General features: G+C 62.3%; 17 protein-coding genes. 7 read left to right on the forward strand and 10 right to left on the reverse strand.

Annotated elements, in window-relative coordinates:
* On the reverse strand, positions 1 to 489 hold a 489-nt coding region (locus tag AC01FP_RS00005), incomplete at its 3' end, for a transposase (protein WP_474476520.1).
* Between the two features lie 96 nt (positions 490 to 585).
* Here AC01FP_RS00005 and AC01FP_RS00010 point away from each other — a divergent pair.
* The 4 genes from AC01FP_RS00010 to AC01FP_RS00025 all read left to right on the forward strand — a co-directional run bounded on the left by AC01FP_RS00010 (position 586) and on the right by AC01FP_RS00025 (position 4,786).
* Positions 586 to 1,110 (forward strand): sulfotransferase domain-containing protein, encoded by a 525-nt coding sequence (locus tag AC01FP_RS00010; RefSeq protein WP_474476885.1) that lies wholly within the window; start codon positions 586 to 588, stop codon positions 1,108 to 1,110.
* Positions 1,111 to 1,230: 120 nt separating this feature from the next.
* Positions 1,231 to 3,972, forward strand: a complete 2,742-nt coding sequence (locus AC01FP_RS00015; protein ID WP_474476523.1) for a DEAD/DEAH box helicase — start codon at positions 1,231 to 1,233, stop codon at positions 3,970 to 3,972.
* 22 nt (positions 3,973 to 3,994) lie between these two features.
* The gene (locus tag AC01FP_RS00020; protein ID WP_474476888.1) at positions 3,995 to 4,435 is read left to right on the forward strand and encodes a 23S rRNA (pseudouridine(1915)-N(3))-methyltransferase RlmH; all 441 of its coding nucleotides are present in this window, start codon (positions 3,995 to 3,997) and stop codon (positions 4,433 to 4,435) included.
* A gap of 24 nt (positions 4,436 to 4,459) precedes the next feature.
* On the forward strand, positions 4,460 to 4,786 hold the full coding sequence (locus tag AC01FP_RS00025) for an OsmC family protein (protein ID WP_474476526.1): 327 nt from the start codon (positions 4,460 to 4,462) through the stop codon (positions 4,784 to 4,786).
* Between the two features lie 26 nt (positions 4,787 to 4,812).
* Here AC01FP_RS00025 and purB read toward each other — a convergent pair whose 3' ends face one another.
* Both purB and AC01FP_RS00035 read right to left on the reverse strand, forming a co-directional pair.
* Positions 4,813 to 6,108 (reverse strand): adenylosuccinate lyase, encoded by a 1,296-nt coding sequence (purB, locus tag AC01FP_RS00030; protein ID WP_474476528.1) that lies wholly within the window; start codon positions 6,106 to 6,108, stop codon positions 4,813 to 4,815.
* 44 nt (positions 6,109 to 6,152) lie between these two features.
* Complete coding sequence (locus AC01FP_RS00035) at positions 6,153 to 6,365, reverse strand: hypothetical protein (RefSeq protein WP_474476531.1); 213 nt, start codon at positions 6,363 to 6,365, stop codon at positions 6,153 to 6,155.
* Between the two features lie 113 nt (positions 6,366 to 6,478).
* On the opposite strand from AC01FP_RS00035, the gene AC01FP_RS00040 reads away from it, so the two are divergent.
* Positions 6,479 to 7,351 (forward strand): TlyA family RNA methyltransferase, encoded by an 873-nt coding sequence (locus AC01FP_RS00040; protein ID WP_474476534.1) that lies wholly within the window; start codon positions 6,479 to 6,481, stop codon positions 7,349 to 7,351.
* A gap of 22 nt (positions 7,352 to 7,373) precedes the next feature.
* Here the strand turns inward: AC01FP_RS00040 and AC01FP_RS00045 are convergent, their stop codons facing one another.
* Positions 7,374 to 7,712 (reverse strand): P-II family nitrogen regulator, encoded by a 339-nt coding sequence (locus AC01FP_RS00045; protein WP_094561365.1) that lies wholly within the window; start codon positions 7,710 to 7,712, stop codon positions 7,374 to 7,376.
* A gap of 187 nt (positions 7,713 to 7,899) precedes the next feature.
* On the opposite strand from AC01FP_RS00045, the gene queF reads away from it, so the two are divergent.
* Positions 7,900 to 8,325, forward strand: a complete 426-nt coding sequence (queF, locus tag AC01FP_RS00050) for a preQ(1) synthase (RefSeq protein ID WP_474476537.1) — start codon at positions 7,900 to 7,902, stop codon at positions 8,323 to 8,325.
* On the opposite strand, the gene AC01FP_RS00055 is transcribed toward queF, so the two are convergent.
* From AC01FP_RS00055 to AC01FP_RS00080, 6 genes are all read right to left on the reverse strand, one after another.
* Positions 8,322 to 9,620, reverse strand: a complete 1,299-nt coding sequence (locus AC01FP_RS00055; RefSeq protein ID WP_474476540.1) for a cytochrome c biogenesis ResB family protein — start codon at positions 9,618 to 9,620, stop codon at positions 8,322 to 8,324. The genes queF and AC01FP_RS00055 overlap by 4 nt on opposite strands.
* The gene (locus tag AC01FP_RS00060; protein WP_474476543.1) at positions 9,617 to 10,354 is read right to left on the reverse strand and encodes a cytochrome c biogenesis CcdA family protein; all 738 of its coding nucleotides are present in this window, start codon (positions 10,352 to 10,354) and stop codon (positions 9,617 to 9,619) included. Before AC01FP_RS00060 ends, AC01FP_RS00055 begins: the two co-directional genes overlap by 4 nt.
* Positions 10,355 to 10,363: 9 nt before the next feature.
* On the reverse strand, positions 10,364 to 11,500 hold the full coding sequence (locus tag AC01FP_RS00065) for an FtsW/RodA/SpoVE family cell cycle protein (RefSeq protein ID WP_474476891.1): 1,137 nt from the start codon (positions 11,498 to 11,500) through the stop codon (positions 10,364 to 10,366).
* Between the two features lie 218 nt (positions 11,501 to 11,718).
* Positions 11,719 to 11,919: a phycobilisome linker polypeptide gene (locus AC01FP_RS00070; RefSeq protein WP_474476546.1), complete on the reverse strand. Its 201-nt coding sequence runs from the start codon at positions 11,917 to 11,919 to the stop codon at positions 11,719 to 11,721.
* Between the two features lie 33 nt (positions 11,920 to 11,952).
* Positions 11,953 to 12,441, reverse strand: a complete 489-nt coding sequence (gene apcB, locus AC01FP_RS00075; RefSeq protein ID WP_255022911.1) for an allophycocyanin subunit beta — start codon at positions 12,439 to 12,441, stop codon at positions 11,953 to 11,955.
* 42 nt (positions 12,442 to 12,483) lie between these two features.
* Positions 12,484 to 12,969, reverse strand: coding sequence for a globin family protein (locus tag AC01FP_RS00080; RefSeq protein WP_106502340.1), 486 nt, complete (start codon positions 12,967 to 12,969; stop codon positions 12,484 to 12,486).
* Positions 12,970 to 13,107: 138 nt separating this feature from the next.
* Between AC01FP_RS00080 and AC01FP_RS00085 the strand changes: the two genes are divergently transcribed.
* Positions 13,108 to 13,338, forward strand: coding sequence for a hypothetical protein (locus AC01FP_RS00085; RefSeq protein WP_474476549.1), 231 nt, complete (start codon positions 13,108 to 13,110; stop codon positions 13,336 to 13,338).
* Positions 13,339 to 13,359 lie beyond the last annotated feature (21 nt).

The raw sequence follows: 13,359 nt of genomic DNA on the forward strand, positions 1-13,359 counted from the left end.
CGAACAGAAGGCATCCCACTTTTTTTGCAGCACCAGCAAAGCCGCCATTTCCGCCATGGCCTTCTCCTTGCGCTGCAACTCCTTTCTGAGGGCTTTGATCTCCCGCTGGTCCTGGGCGCGGAGCTTCTCAAGCTCCTTCTGTTCGGCCATCGTCAGCACAGGCTTGGCGTTGGCATCCTGGGCCGCCTGCCGCCAACGGCTCACCTGCTCCGGGAACAGGCCCCGCTCGCGGCAGTAGGCGCTGAGCTCGGTGGAGTTGAGCCCGGCGCTCTCCAGCACCACCGTGAACTTGTCGGCAGCGCTCCAGCCCTCTGGTTCCTTCTCGGATGACGGCACCACCTCTCCCTGCAACCGCCAGGCCTTTCTCCAGTTGTAGAGGGTGGCGAGGTGAATGCCCAGCTCTTCTGAAATCCAGGCCACGCTCTGCCTGTGCGGCGGGCTCATCCGCCTCCTCACATCAGCCTTGACGGCCTCGCTGTATCGACGCATTAGTCATGTCCTCAAGCCCCCGGATGTACTGATCAGAGGGGTGACAACTTTCCTGAAACTGGGGGGGGTGAGGTGACTCCAATCTATATGTACTGGATGGAGTGCGCCAGGAGAATCTATCGCTATAATCCTGGAATTAAGTTAATTTTTCTCCTGCGCAACCCCATGGCTAGGGCCTATTCTCATTGGTCTATGCAGGCGATTAGGGGGGATGAAAGCCTAAGCTTTTTCTCATGTATTCACGAGGAACGGTTGCGAATTCACGCTGCTGGACAGATGCAGCATCGCATCTTTTCTTACGTTGATAGAGGTAGATACTTTGAACAGATTCAGAGACTTCTTGAGTTCTTTGAGCTTGATCAAATGCTCTTTCTTTCTTCAGAAGACTTTTTCTTTGACCGATGGAGTAGTCTGCAAAAAGTAACAGATTTTCTGGGCGTCGATGCCTTTGTGGATTCTCCAGTCATTCATATGCGAATGGGAAATTACAGAGAGGGCCCCTCGCTCTTTGAGTGGTCATACGTTTATGAACAGTTAAGAAGTGATATCGATCAGTTGGAAAATCTGCTCGGCTGGGATCTCTCGCCCTGGCGGCGTCCTTGGAGTGGGGTTGGTTCTTGAAATGTTTATGCTATGATTCGTTTCATATTATGTCTATATTTCTATCGCTCATCAGCGCTTGCCCCATTGCCTAGGCTTTGGCTTTAGCTTCTCTATGATTTTGGGGCGATAATTCTTGTAATGTATTTATCAGAATCTGCCAATATTTTCCCTTTTCCTCTCGACGACTTCCAGCTCGAGGCGATCGACGCGCTCAACCAGGGCCACTCGGTAGTGGTGAGCGCCCCCACGGGCTCTGGCAAGACCTTGGTGGGCGAATACGCCATCTACCGCGCTCTGGCCCATGGTCAGAAAGTTTTTTACACCACGCCGCTCAAGGCGCTCTCTAACCAGAAACTGCGCGATTTCCGTGAGCAGTTTGGTGCCGACAAGGTGGGGCTGCTCACCGGTGATATGAGCCTCAACCGGGAGGCCCAGGTGGTGGTGATGACCACCGAGATCTTCCGCAACATGCTCTACGCGGCAGCCGATGCGGGAGATGACCCGCTCGAGGGCGTGGAGGCGGTAGTGCTCGATGAGTGCCATTACATGAACGATTCCCAGCGGGGCACCGTCTGGGAGGAGTCGATCATTCACTGCCCGCCGCCGATTCAGTTGGTGGCGCTTTCGGCCACGGTGGCCAATGCCGGCCAGCTCACCGACTGGATCGAGAAAGTGCATGGGCCCACCCAGCTGGTGCTCAGTGACCACCGGCCGGTGCCGCTGGCCTTCAGCTTTTGCAGTGCCAAGGGGTTGCACCCCCTGCTCAACGACGAGGGCACGGGTCTCCATCCCAACTGCAAAGTGTGGCGCGCCCCCAAGGGCAGCCAGCGCAAGGGCCCGAAAACACCGAAACCACCCCAGCCCGAGGCTCCGCCCCTGGGTTTTGTGGTGGCCCAGATGGCGGAGCGCGACATGCTGCCGGCCATTTACTTCATTTTCAGTCGCCGCGGTTGCGATAAGGGCGTCAAGGAGCTGGGCAAGGCCGCCCTGGTAACCCCTGCTGAACAGGCGCGCATCAAGGCCCGCCTGGATCTATTTGTGGCAACGACCCCCGAGGCGGTGCGGGAAGGCGGCCACGCCGAGGCCCTGCTGCGGGGCATTGCCTCCCACCATGCCGGCGTGCTGCCGGCTTGGAAGGAGCTGATCGAGGAGCTGTTCCAGCAGGGGCTGATCAAGGTGGTGTTTGCCACCGAAACCCTGGCCGCCGGCATCAATATGCCGGCTCGCACCACGGTGATTTCGGCGCTGAGCAAGCGCACCGAGCGAGGCCATCGTCCTTTGATGGGCAGTGAGTTTTTGCAGATGGCGGGCCGGGCCGGCCGGCGCGGCCTCGATATCCAGGGCTACGTGGTGACCGTGCAGAGCCGCTTTGAGGGGGTGCGTGAAGCGGGCCAGCTAGCTACTGCGCCAGCCGATCCGCTGGTCAGCCAGTTCATGCCCAGCTACGGCATGGTGCTCAACCTGTTGCAGCGCCACGACCTAGCCAAGGCCAAGGAGCTGGTTGAGCGCAGTTTCGGCCGCTACCTGGCCACCCTCGATTTGGTGGAGGACGAAGCCCGCATCGCCCAGTTGATGCAGCAGCTCGAAGGCCTGGAAGATGGCTCTGGTGAAGTGCCCTGGGACGACTTCGAGGACTACGAAAAGCAGCGAGCTCACCTGCGCGAAGAAAGGCGCATTTTGCGGATCTTGCAGCAGCAGGCTGAGGAAACAGTCGCCCATGAGCTCACCTTGGCGCTGCAATTCGCCAGCGAGGGCACTTTGGTGAGCCTCAAGGCACCTCAGCTGCGCGGCCGGGTGACGCCGGCGGTGATTGTCGAGAAGGTGAAGGGGCCGGGGCAATTCCCCCTGCTCAAGTGCCTCACCGACGAGAACCTTTGGCTGTTGCTGCCCTGCCACGGGGTGGTGAGCTTGCATGCCGAGCTCAGTTGCCTGCAGGTGAGCCAGGTGGATCCCCCCGAGTTGCGCCAACTTGGTGAGTTGCGCCACGGCGATCAGGCCAGTGGCGGCTTGGCCCTTGCCGTTGCCCACATGGCCAGTCGCCACGACATGGCCACCCCCCAGTACGACCTGGCCGGTGAGGTTCAGGACCAAGTCCTTCAGGTGCAGCAGCTGGAGGAAGGCCTGGAGCTGCATCCGGCCCACCGCTGGGGCGACCGCCGCCAGCTCAAAAAGCACCGCCGCCGCAGGTCGGAGTTGCAGCTGGAGATCGAGGAGCGCCAGCAGCTGCTGCACTTCCGCTCTAATCGCCACTGGGATACGTTCCTGGCTTTGATTGAGGTGTTGCGCTTTTTCGGTGCTCTGGCGGGGGCTGATGGCCTGGAGCCCACCGAGGTGGGCCGCACCGTGGCCGCCCTGCGCGGCGACAATGAGCTGTGGCTCGGACTGTCGCTGATGAGCGGCCACCTCGACGAGCTCGATCCGCCCCAGCTGGCGGCGGTGTTTGAAGCCATCTCCACCGAAGTCAACCGCCCCGATCTGTGGTGCGGCTACCCGCCACCGCCTGCCGCCGAGGAGGCCCTGCATGATCTGCGCGGCCTGCGCCGCGAGCTGGAGCGTCAGCAGGAGCATGCCAAGGTCAACTTCCCGCTTTGGTGGGAGCCCGAGCTGATGGGCTTAGTGCACGCCTGGGCCAAAGGCGCCAGCTGGAGCGACATAATCGCCAACACCTCAATTGATGAGGGCGATGTGGTGCGGATCCTGCGCCGCACCGTCGATTTGCTGGCCCAGGTGCCCTACTGCGAAGCGATCAGCCAGCAGCTGCGCAACAAGGCCCGCGCTGCCCTCAAATCGATCAATCGCTTCCCGGTTTGCGAGATCGAGGATTTGTTTACTAGTGGCAAGGGTCAGTTGGATCCGGCGATCGAGCGCCCCCAGTCTTGAGGTTGGAGGGCAGTAACCCGTGATCAATCCCGCTCGCATTCGCATCCTGGCGGTGGGCAAGGTGCGCAAGGGCTGGGTGAGCGAAGGGGTAGAGCTTTACCGCAAGCGGCTCCCGGGCCTGGAGATCGTGGAGCTGCGGGATGGTGGCATGGCCCGCGAGGCGGAGTCCATCTCCGCTGAGCTGCGCGGCGGCGAGCAGTTGGTGGCCCTGTGCGAGGAGGGCCAGAGCTACGACTCGTTGGCCTTCGCCAAGGCGCTTGAAGGCTCTGGCTCTGGGCGGCTGGCGTTTGTGATCGGTGGGGCCGCTGGCCTCGACCCGGCGCTCAAGGGGCGGGCCCACTGGCGCCTCAGCCTCTCGCCGCTGACCTTCCCCCATGAGTTGGCGCGGCTGCTGCTGCTGGAGCAGCTCTATCGGGCCAGCACGATCCAGCAGGGAGGGCCTTATCACCGTCCAGGCGCTTGAGTGGGGTGGCGCTTATGCCTCGCGATGACCACGATCGACAGCCGCTACGAGGGGGGCCTTCGCTGCCACTCCAGCCACGGCCCTTCGGGCTCTGTGCTCGAAACCGATGCCCCCACCGACAACCAGGGCAAGGGGGAGCGGTTCTCGCCCACCGACCTGGTGGCCACGGCCCTGGTGCAGAAGACCATGGGCGCCGAGGCGCCACGGCGGATCGCCCTGCTGGAGGTGTGGATCAGCCTGCCGGTGGGCCTCAGCGAGCAGCAGCGGGCGGTGCTGCAGCGGGCCGGGGAAAGCTGTCCGGTAAAGCTGAGCCTGGATGGGGCGGTGCCGATTCGGCTGCACTGGTCCTGAACTGTCTGCCAGCTCAAATCTCTAGCTCAAATCCCCAGTCGCTGCCAGATCACGCCCAGGTTGGCCTGGTGCAGATCGGTGCTGAAACAATCCGCCAGCTGCTCAGCGCTGAGCTTGTCCGTTACCTCGCCATCGGCTTCGAGGTTGGCGCGGAAGTTGCCACCGTCTGTGTTCCAGGCGCTGTGGGCATGGCGCTGCACGATCCTGTAGGCGTCTTCGCGGTTGATGCCGGCTTCCAACAGGGCCAGCAGCACCCGCTGGCTAAACACCACACCGCCGTAAACGTTCATGTTGCGGGCCATGTTCTCGGGGTACACCCCTAGGCCCTTCACCACCTCGGTCATCTCCCGCAGCATGAAGTGCAGGGTCACCGAGCAGTCGGGCAGCATCATGCGCTCCACCGAGCTGTGACTGATGTCGCGCTCGTGCCAGAGGGCGCAGTTTTCCAGGGCCGCCACCACATAGCTGCGCAGCACCCTCGCCAGGCCACTGATGCGCTCGCTGCGGATCGGGTTGCGCTTGTGCGGCATGGCCGAGCTGCCTTTTTGCCCCTTGGCGAAGTTCTCTTCCACCTCGAGCACGTCGGTGCGCTGCAGGTTGCGGATCTCGGTGGAGAAGCGCTCCAGGGCCGCGCCCACCAGGGCCAGGGTCTGCACGTATTCGGCGTGGCGATCGCGGGAGATCACCTGGGTGCTGGCGGTGTCGGGCACCAGGCCGAGCTTGGCGCAGGCGATCGCCTCCACCTGGGGGTCGGTGTTGGCGTAGGTGCCCATGGCGCCGGAGATCTGGCCCACGCTCACCACCCGCTCCAAGCGCTCGAGTCGCTCGCGGTTGCGCTCTACCTCGGCCAGCCAGCCGGCCAGCTTGAAGCCGAAGCTGATCGGCTCGCCGTGGATGGCATGGCTGCGGCCGATCATCACCGTGCCCTTGTGCTCGCGGGCTAGCGCCCTAAGTGCATCGGCCAGCAGGTCGAGCTCGATGCGCAGCAGGGCCACCGAGGCCTTCATCTGCAGGGCCAGGCCGGTGTCGAGCACGTCGGAGCTGGTCATGCCCACGTGGATGTAGCGGCCGGCGTCGCCTACGTGCTCATTGACGTTGGTGAGGAAGGCGATCACGTCGTGGCGCACCTCGGCTTCGATATCGAGAATTCGCGCGACGCTGAAACGGGCCTTCGCCTTGATCGCGGCCACCGCCTCGGCCGGCACTCGCCCCAACTCACAGTTGGCCTCGGTGGCGGCGATCTCCACATCCAGCCAGCTCTGGAATTTGGCCTCTTCACTCCAGAGGTTGCCCATTTCGGGCAAGGTGTAACGCTCGATCAAGGCCGCGTCTGGCTCACGTCCAGACCAATGTATGGGTGCGCCCCTTAGGCAGCGGTAATTAGGCGCCGGTGCTCCACTTCCCAGTGCACCTGCTGGCCCCAGGCCTGCTGGCGCACCCAGCAGCGGCCGCCGCGGCACTGGATCAGCTGGAAGGGGGGTAGGTCGGCAGGTTGATTGCGCAGTTTGACGAAGCTGCCGGGATAGAACAGTTCCAGCACATTGGCTGCAGCAGTCGCGGTCCGGATTTGGGTGGCCATTGGTGCCGGATCAACTTCAGAGGGATATCTTCTGCTGGGTTTTGGTGCGGAGGCAGGGATGCTTGGAATCTGTTCCGGTTGCGTTGTGGTTTGATCACAAAACGTGGAGCGCCATGGCCCGCAAGCAACGACTGGATCTGGAGCTGGTGGCCCGTGGCCTGGCGGCAAGCCGTCAGCAGGCCCAGCAGTTGATTAGGGCCGGGCGGGTGCGCCAGGGCGACCGTGTGCTCGATAAACCGGGCACCGAAGTGCTGCCGGAGGCGGAGCTGCTGGTGCAGCAGCCCCCCCGCTACGTCTCAAGGGGCGGCGAAAAGCTAGTGCGGGCCCTTGAGGCCTTCCCAATCGCAGTGCAGGGGCGCGTTTGTCTTGATGGCGGCATCTCCACTGGCGGCTTCAGCGACTGCCTGCTCCAGCACGGGGCCTGCCGCATTTACGGAATCGATGTGGGCTACGGCCAGACCGCCTGGAGTCTGCGCAGTGATCCTCGCGTAGTACTCAAGGAGCGCACCAACCTGCGTCACCTCACCCCTGATGGCCTTTACGGGCCCGAGGATCCCTGGCCCGATCTGGCGGTGGCCGATGTGTCGTTCATTTCCCTAGGGCTGGTCTTGCCCGCCCTGCTGGGGCTGTTGCAACCCCAGGCCCCCCTGGATCTGCTGTTGCTGGTTAAACCCCAATTTGAGGTCGGCAAGGGCCGGGTCGGCAAGGGCGGCGTGGTGCGTGATCCGGCTGCCCATTGCGATGCCATCGCAGGGGTGATCAACGCGGCCTCTGGCCTGGGCCTGGCTGCGTGCGGCCTGGTGGCCTCACCAATTACCGGGCCTGCAGGCAACCACGAATACCTGCTCTGGCTGCGGCGCCCCGATCGCGATGGGCAGGTAGGAATGGCTGATGTTGCAGGGGATCTTTTTGAGTCTGTTGAACAGCTTGTTGAACCAGAACAAATAAAGACCCTGGTAGCCAGCACGCTGACTCCCAGGGCATAAAAATCGAGAGGGTTGCTGGCGCTCAGATGGCGCCGCTGTCCCGATCACCGGTGCGGATCCGAATCACCGAATCGATGGTGCTCACGAAGATCTTGCCGTCACCGATTTCGCCGGTGCGGGCTGCATCTTGAACGGCGCTCACCACCGTGTCCACCTTGTCGTCGTCGACAACGATCTCAAGTTTGAGCTTTTGCAGGAACTCGACGGTGAATTCAGAGCCGCGGTAGCGCTCCACTTGGCCCTTCTGACGGCCAAAACCTCGCACCTCGCTCACGGTCATGCCCACGATTCCCGCATTGACTAGGGCGATCTTGACGTCCTCGAGCTTGAAGGGACGAATGATGGCCTCAACTTTTTTCATGGGAACAGCAGGGGGCTGAATTGGAAGTCTCTCAGGAAATCCCTGCCTATGGAAGGGACTAGGCCCATTAGGCCCGAGCTTTGTGGGGGTCGTCGTAGCGGTTGTTACCAGCTAGGCCGGCTGTTGGCTACGGCCGCTTTTCCTAGAATCCCTATCTAGCACTGGCCCTTTCCCCTTCCTTGCTCCAATGTCTTCTAGCCCTGCTTCTGCCAATGCGTCCTGCCTCACCCAGACGCCTTCGTACGGCGAGCGGGCCATCGCTGAAGCCGAGCTGATCTGTTTCGACAATCCCAGGCCCGGCCGTCCCTACGAGGTGTCGATCGAGCTGCCGGAATTTACCTGCAAGTGCCCGTTTTCCGGCTACCCCGACTTTGCTGTCCTGCGCCTGATCTACCAGCCTGGCCCTCGGGTGGTGGAGCTCAAGGCGATCAAGCTCTACGTAAACAGCTATCGCGACCGCTCCATCTCCCATGAAGAGGTGACCAACCGCATCCTGGATGATCTGGTTGCCGCCACCGACCCCCAGTGGATGCAGCTGGAGGCCGATTTTCACCCCCGCGGCAACGTTCACACCGTGGTGCGCGTCAGCCACGGCACTCGGCTTGCTTGTTAGAGCTGGGCGAGCATCTGGGGCAGCTCGGCAGCGAAGCCCGTGAGATTGCGGTTGCAGAGTCCGGCCACGTGCAGCTGACCCGCTTGCCCGGCCGGCCCCTCGGCAATTGCCCACAGCTGACGCGTGGCTAGCAAGCTGAGCCCGCCACCGGCCAGGGCAATCGCAAATCCTGCGTAGACCAAAGGCACGCCCGGATCCCGCTTCAGCAGGATGCCACTGGCGGGCAGCACGCTTTCAACCCGTATCGGCAGCCCCTTCACTTCCACAGCTGCGCCGCCTGGGGACAGGCGAGCTATTGAGATTCCGTCGGCGCCGTAGATCTCCACAGGCCCTTGTTCACTTCCCAGGCTGAGCAGCACCGGCTCGCTGCCATCTGGGCGGGTAGGCAGCACGATTCCCCAAACCTGTTCGCCTAGCTGTGGAAAGCTCTGCAGCGGCAGCTCTAGCAGGGGGCTTTTGCCGAGTTGCAGGCTGATGGTGGCCAGGGCCCAGTCGGCTTGATAAAGGGTGACCCCTTGAAAGCGCAGCGGATGATTAACGCTGATCTCGGCTTGCTTCAGCAGGCTGCCCTCGCTGCCATCGCCCTCCAGGATGCGCAGCTTGGAAGTGAATTGCTCAGGTCGCCCAGCGGGATCGCGCTGGATGGAAAAGCCGTCGAGAGCAAGGGTGAGCTTGCTGCTGCCTCGACTGTCCATTAGCTCCAGGCTGCGGCCGGGGGCCAGATATTGCTCAGCCCGTTGTCCCCCCAGGGCCCCCCAGGCGGCCCCGAGCATCAGCACCACCATCCCTGCGTGCACCAGCAAGGGCCCAACCCGGCCCAGCAGACCCTTGCGGGCGGCAAGGCGGTCGTCGTGGCGCTGAATTTGCCAGCCTTGGCGCTGCAGCAGTCCGGCCAGCTGATCGAGGCTCGCCTTGGGGGTGTCTGTGCTGAGGGTTTCGGCCACGCTGAGCTTGCTGAGCTGGCGGGGGGTGCGGTAGTCGACCCAACGCAGGGCGGCCTGCAGGGCGGGCCACTGGCGGCGCCAGCTGCAGAGCAGCAGGGCTAGGGCCAGCCAGGCCAGCAGCCCCAGGAACCAGCCGCTGGAATACACATGGTCGAGCTGCAGGGCCAGCACCCCATCGCCGTTCAGCAGACCCAGCCAGGGTTGGGGGTCGTAGAGCCGGTGGTAGAGCTCGGCTGGTTCCCGCTGGGGGATTGCCGTGCCGACGCCACTGGTGCTGGCAATCACCAGCAGCAGCACGATCGCCACCCGCAGATCAGAGATCCAGCCCACAAGCCGCAGCAAGGCTTTCATCGCCAGTTGGCCACCAGGGTGAGGGCGCCGGTGGTCACCAGCACCACGCCGCTGATCGGGGGAACCCATTGGCCCAGCCGCCTCAGGCTCAGCAAGCTCGGCAGGCTGGCGGCTGCGGTGCCGGCCAGCAGCAGCGGCACCACTTGACCGGCTCCGAAGCTAGTGAGCAGCAACATGCCCACAAGTGGTTTGCCGTTCTGGGCCATCCAGGCCAGCAGCACCGCAAGTACAGGGGTGGTGCAGGGGGTTGCGGCCAGACCAAAAGCTAGGCCTGCGGCTATGGGAGCCAGGGGGGCCGGCACCCGGCGACGCCAGATTTCAGGATCGGGTCCGGCGGGCAGGGGCAGCTTCAGCAGGCCCAGCAGATTTAGGCCCATCAGCAGGGCAAGCACAGCCACCACCGTGGGAATCAGCCCCGGGATCTGACCGTAGATCCGGCCCAGTAGGCCGCTAACCAGGCCCAGCAGCACTAAGGAAGCCACAATGCCGGCCGCAAAGCTGAGGCTGCGCTGCCAGGGTGCCTGGCTGGGTTTAACCCCGGGGGTGCCGCCAAAACCAGCTAGGTAGGCAAGGGTGACTGGCAAAAGCGAAAGGGAGCAGGGGCCCAGACTCGTGAGCAGCCCACCGGCAAACACGACACCAAAGGTGGTGGCGGTGGGGCTGGCCAGGGAGTGCTGCAGCAGCGATTCGCTGCTACGGGCCCAATCGGCCAGTTGGGGCCCAAAATTAATCATCTAATCAGCCTATCGGGCAGCTGCGGTGCGCCGGTGCCGGGGGGTAGGGGCAAGACCGCCGGCCTCCAGCGAGCAGCGGATCAATAGACCACAAACAAGCAGGCTGGCCATCAAAGAGTTGCCGCCATAGCTGATCAGTGGCAGTGGCAGGCCGGTGGTGGGCATGGCACCGCTGGCTACGGCGATGTTGAGAATGGATTGGCCCACTAGCAAGGTGGTGCAGCCGATGGCGACAAGGCGCTGCTGGTTGCTGCGGCAGCTAAGAGCGACCCTCAGGCCCACGAAGCCAAACAGGAGCAAAAACAGCAGCAGCACCACCGAGCCCACGTAGCCGAATTCCTCAGCAAATACTGCAAAAATAAAGTCGGTGCTCTGGATCGGCAGGTACTGCAGTTTCTGGGTGGAAAGGCCAAAGCCCTCGCCTAGAAAGCCACCTGAGCCGATCGCCATCAGGCTCTGTACCAGTTGGTAGCCGTCCCCCTGGGCATCCCGCCAGGGATCTAAAAACGACACCACCCGCAAACGCTGGTATTCGTTGAGCATGATGCTGGCGCTGCCTAACAGCCCTCCTGCTCCGGCGGCCCCTAGCAGCTTGGTTAGGGGCAGGCCCCCTGCCAGGGCCATCAGCCAAAGCAGCAGCCCGGATAGGGCGGCGGTGCTGAGGTTTGGTTGCTTGAGGATCAGCAGGATCAGGGCCCCAAAGGCCCCGAGCCAGAGCAGTTTTTGGTCGTTGCCGATGCGCTTCCAGTGGGCGAAAAGGGCAGCTCCCTGCAACACCACAAAAGGCTTGACCAATTCCGATGGCTGCAGCTGTACCGGTCCAAGCACCAGCCAGCGACTGGCGCCATTGACAGTGCTGCCTACAACCAGGGTGGCTGCGACCAGAACGATGCCAACCCACAACCCCAGCGGAGCCAGATGCAACCAGCGCCGCAGGCTGGTGCGCAAGCCGAGCCAGAGCAGCCCCCAGCTGGCAGCCATCCAGATCAGCTGGCGCTTGAGATAAAAGGCGCCGTCACCCATTTCCCGTTCAGCGACCCACCAACTGGCGGAGGTGAGCACCAGCAGCCCGATCAAGCTCCAGAGCGCCACCATGCCCAGAAGCAATCTGGCCTCTGCTGGCCACTGGGGCCAAGGCAACGGCAGTAGCCCCCCAGCCTTCGGAGAGCCGTCGTCTGGGTCGTTGTGTGATTGATGGGTTGCGGTGCGAGCCAAAGCTGGAATTGGGGAATGGCAGAGCTAGGGCCATCTTCAACCCATTGAGCCGTGCCCGGGGGGGTGTTGTCGACCCCTGGCAGCCAGAGTCAAACAATAAAAAAGCCCGGCCAGTGCCGAGCTTGGGGAGAAACAAAAACTACTGAATCTCAGTTGCCAACGTTTTGTTGGCGACGTCCGGCGGCTAGTTCCACTTTGAGGATTTTGCCACCCTGCTTCATGATCCGCTGCTGCTCAGCGAACCAGCTGTCGTAGGGCACCCATTTGGTGAAATAGGTGTTTTGAAGCTCACGCTGGGTGCGGCTCTTTTCCGGGCTGGGGATGCAGGCCGTGATCTTGAACAGACGCATGGAGATGATCCTCGGGTGTGCCGCTGGCAGGGATCAGTTGCCCAGGCCGGAGCAGATGTAGTCGAAATAGACGGCCATTTCGCGACCGGCATCGGGACCCACCAGTGCAGCGGTGGTTTCCTTCATGGCCTGGATTGATTGGACGGTGGCACCAATGGGCACGCCAAGGGAGTTGTAGGTCTCCTTGAGACCATTCAGTACCCGCTCATCGAGGATGGAGGTGTCGCCAGCCAGCATGGCGTAGGTGGCGTAGCGCAGGTAGTAATCCAGGTCGCGGATGCAGGCCGCATAGCGACGGGTGGTGTACATGTTGCCGCCCGGACGGGTGATATCCGAATACAGCAGCGACTTAGCTACGGCCTCTCTGATGATGGCCGAACCATTGGCGCTGATGGTGGCAGCGGCGCGGACGCGCAGTTCACCACTGGTGAAATACTGCTCCAGGCGGCCCATGGCGGAGTCGTCTAGGTACAGGCCCTGAACGTCGGCCTGATTAATGACGTTTGTGATCGCGTCTTGCATGAATCCAGCTGTGGTGGCGGGGAGTAGTAAAAGAACGCTTCCTCAGGAGAGGGCGCCAATGACGTAGTCGAAGTAGAAACCGGCTTCTTCAGCGTCAGAGCCGGTGAGTAGGCCCATGGCGGCGTTCTTCATTTCCCGCACGGACTCAGCCATGGCATCGAGGGGAGTGCCGAGGGAGCGATACATCTCCTTGGCTCCGATGATGCCAACCTCTTCGATGGGGGTCACATCGCCGGCGATGATCCCGTAGGTCACCAAGCGCAGGTAGTAATCCATGTCGCGGAGACACGAAGCGGTCATCTCTTCGCCGTAGGCGTTGCCGCCGGGGGAAATCACGTCGGGACGCCGCTGGAACAGGGCGCCACCAGCGGTCTTGACGATGCGCTCGCGGCTTTCTCCGAGAACCTGGGCGACGCGAATACGACGTTGACCAGCGCCCACGAAGGACTTGATCTGGTCGAGTTCGCCAGGGCTGAGATAGCGGGCTTCCGCGTCCGCGTTGATGATCGAGTTGGAGACGATGCTCATGCAGTTCTGCCTCGAAACAAGCGGCCGCCTTGACGGAGACCGATATCCGGTGGGTAAGGGAACGGATCGACTTGCGCCGATCGCCAAATCATTCTGCGGCAAAGCCCCTCACTGCTCCCGTGGTGGTAACAGTTCTTCATGGCGTTTGTGTTCGGAAAACCTGTTGCGGCGCAATGGCTTTGGGCGATGTTGTTACTAGCGGCTTGGCGCAGCAATTATTCATCATTTTGCTTAGCTAATCGCTCCACTTGTTTCGGCTTGCGGCTCAACTTTTGCGACAATTATTATCTTGATCATAAAAAACCCCCCGAAGTGTCTCCGGGAGGCTTGAAGTCGCTGAAGCAGCGCGCAGGGGTGCCATGGGGCTGAGGCGTTGCTGGACGTAGGGGG

The sequence above is a fragment of the Cyanobium sp. NIVA-CYA 375 genome (assembly GCF_056108345.1).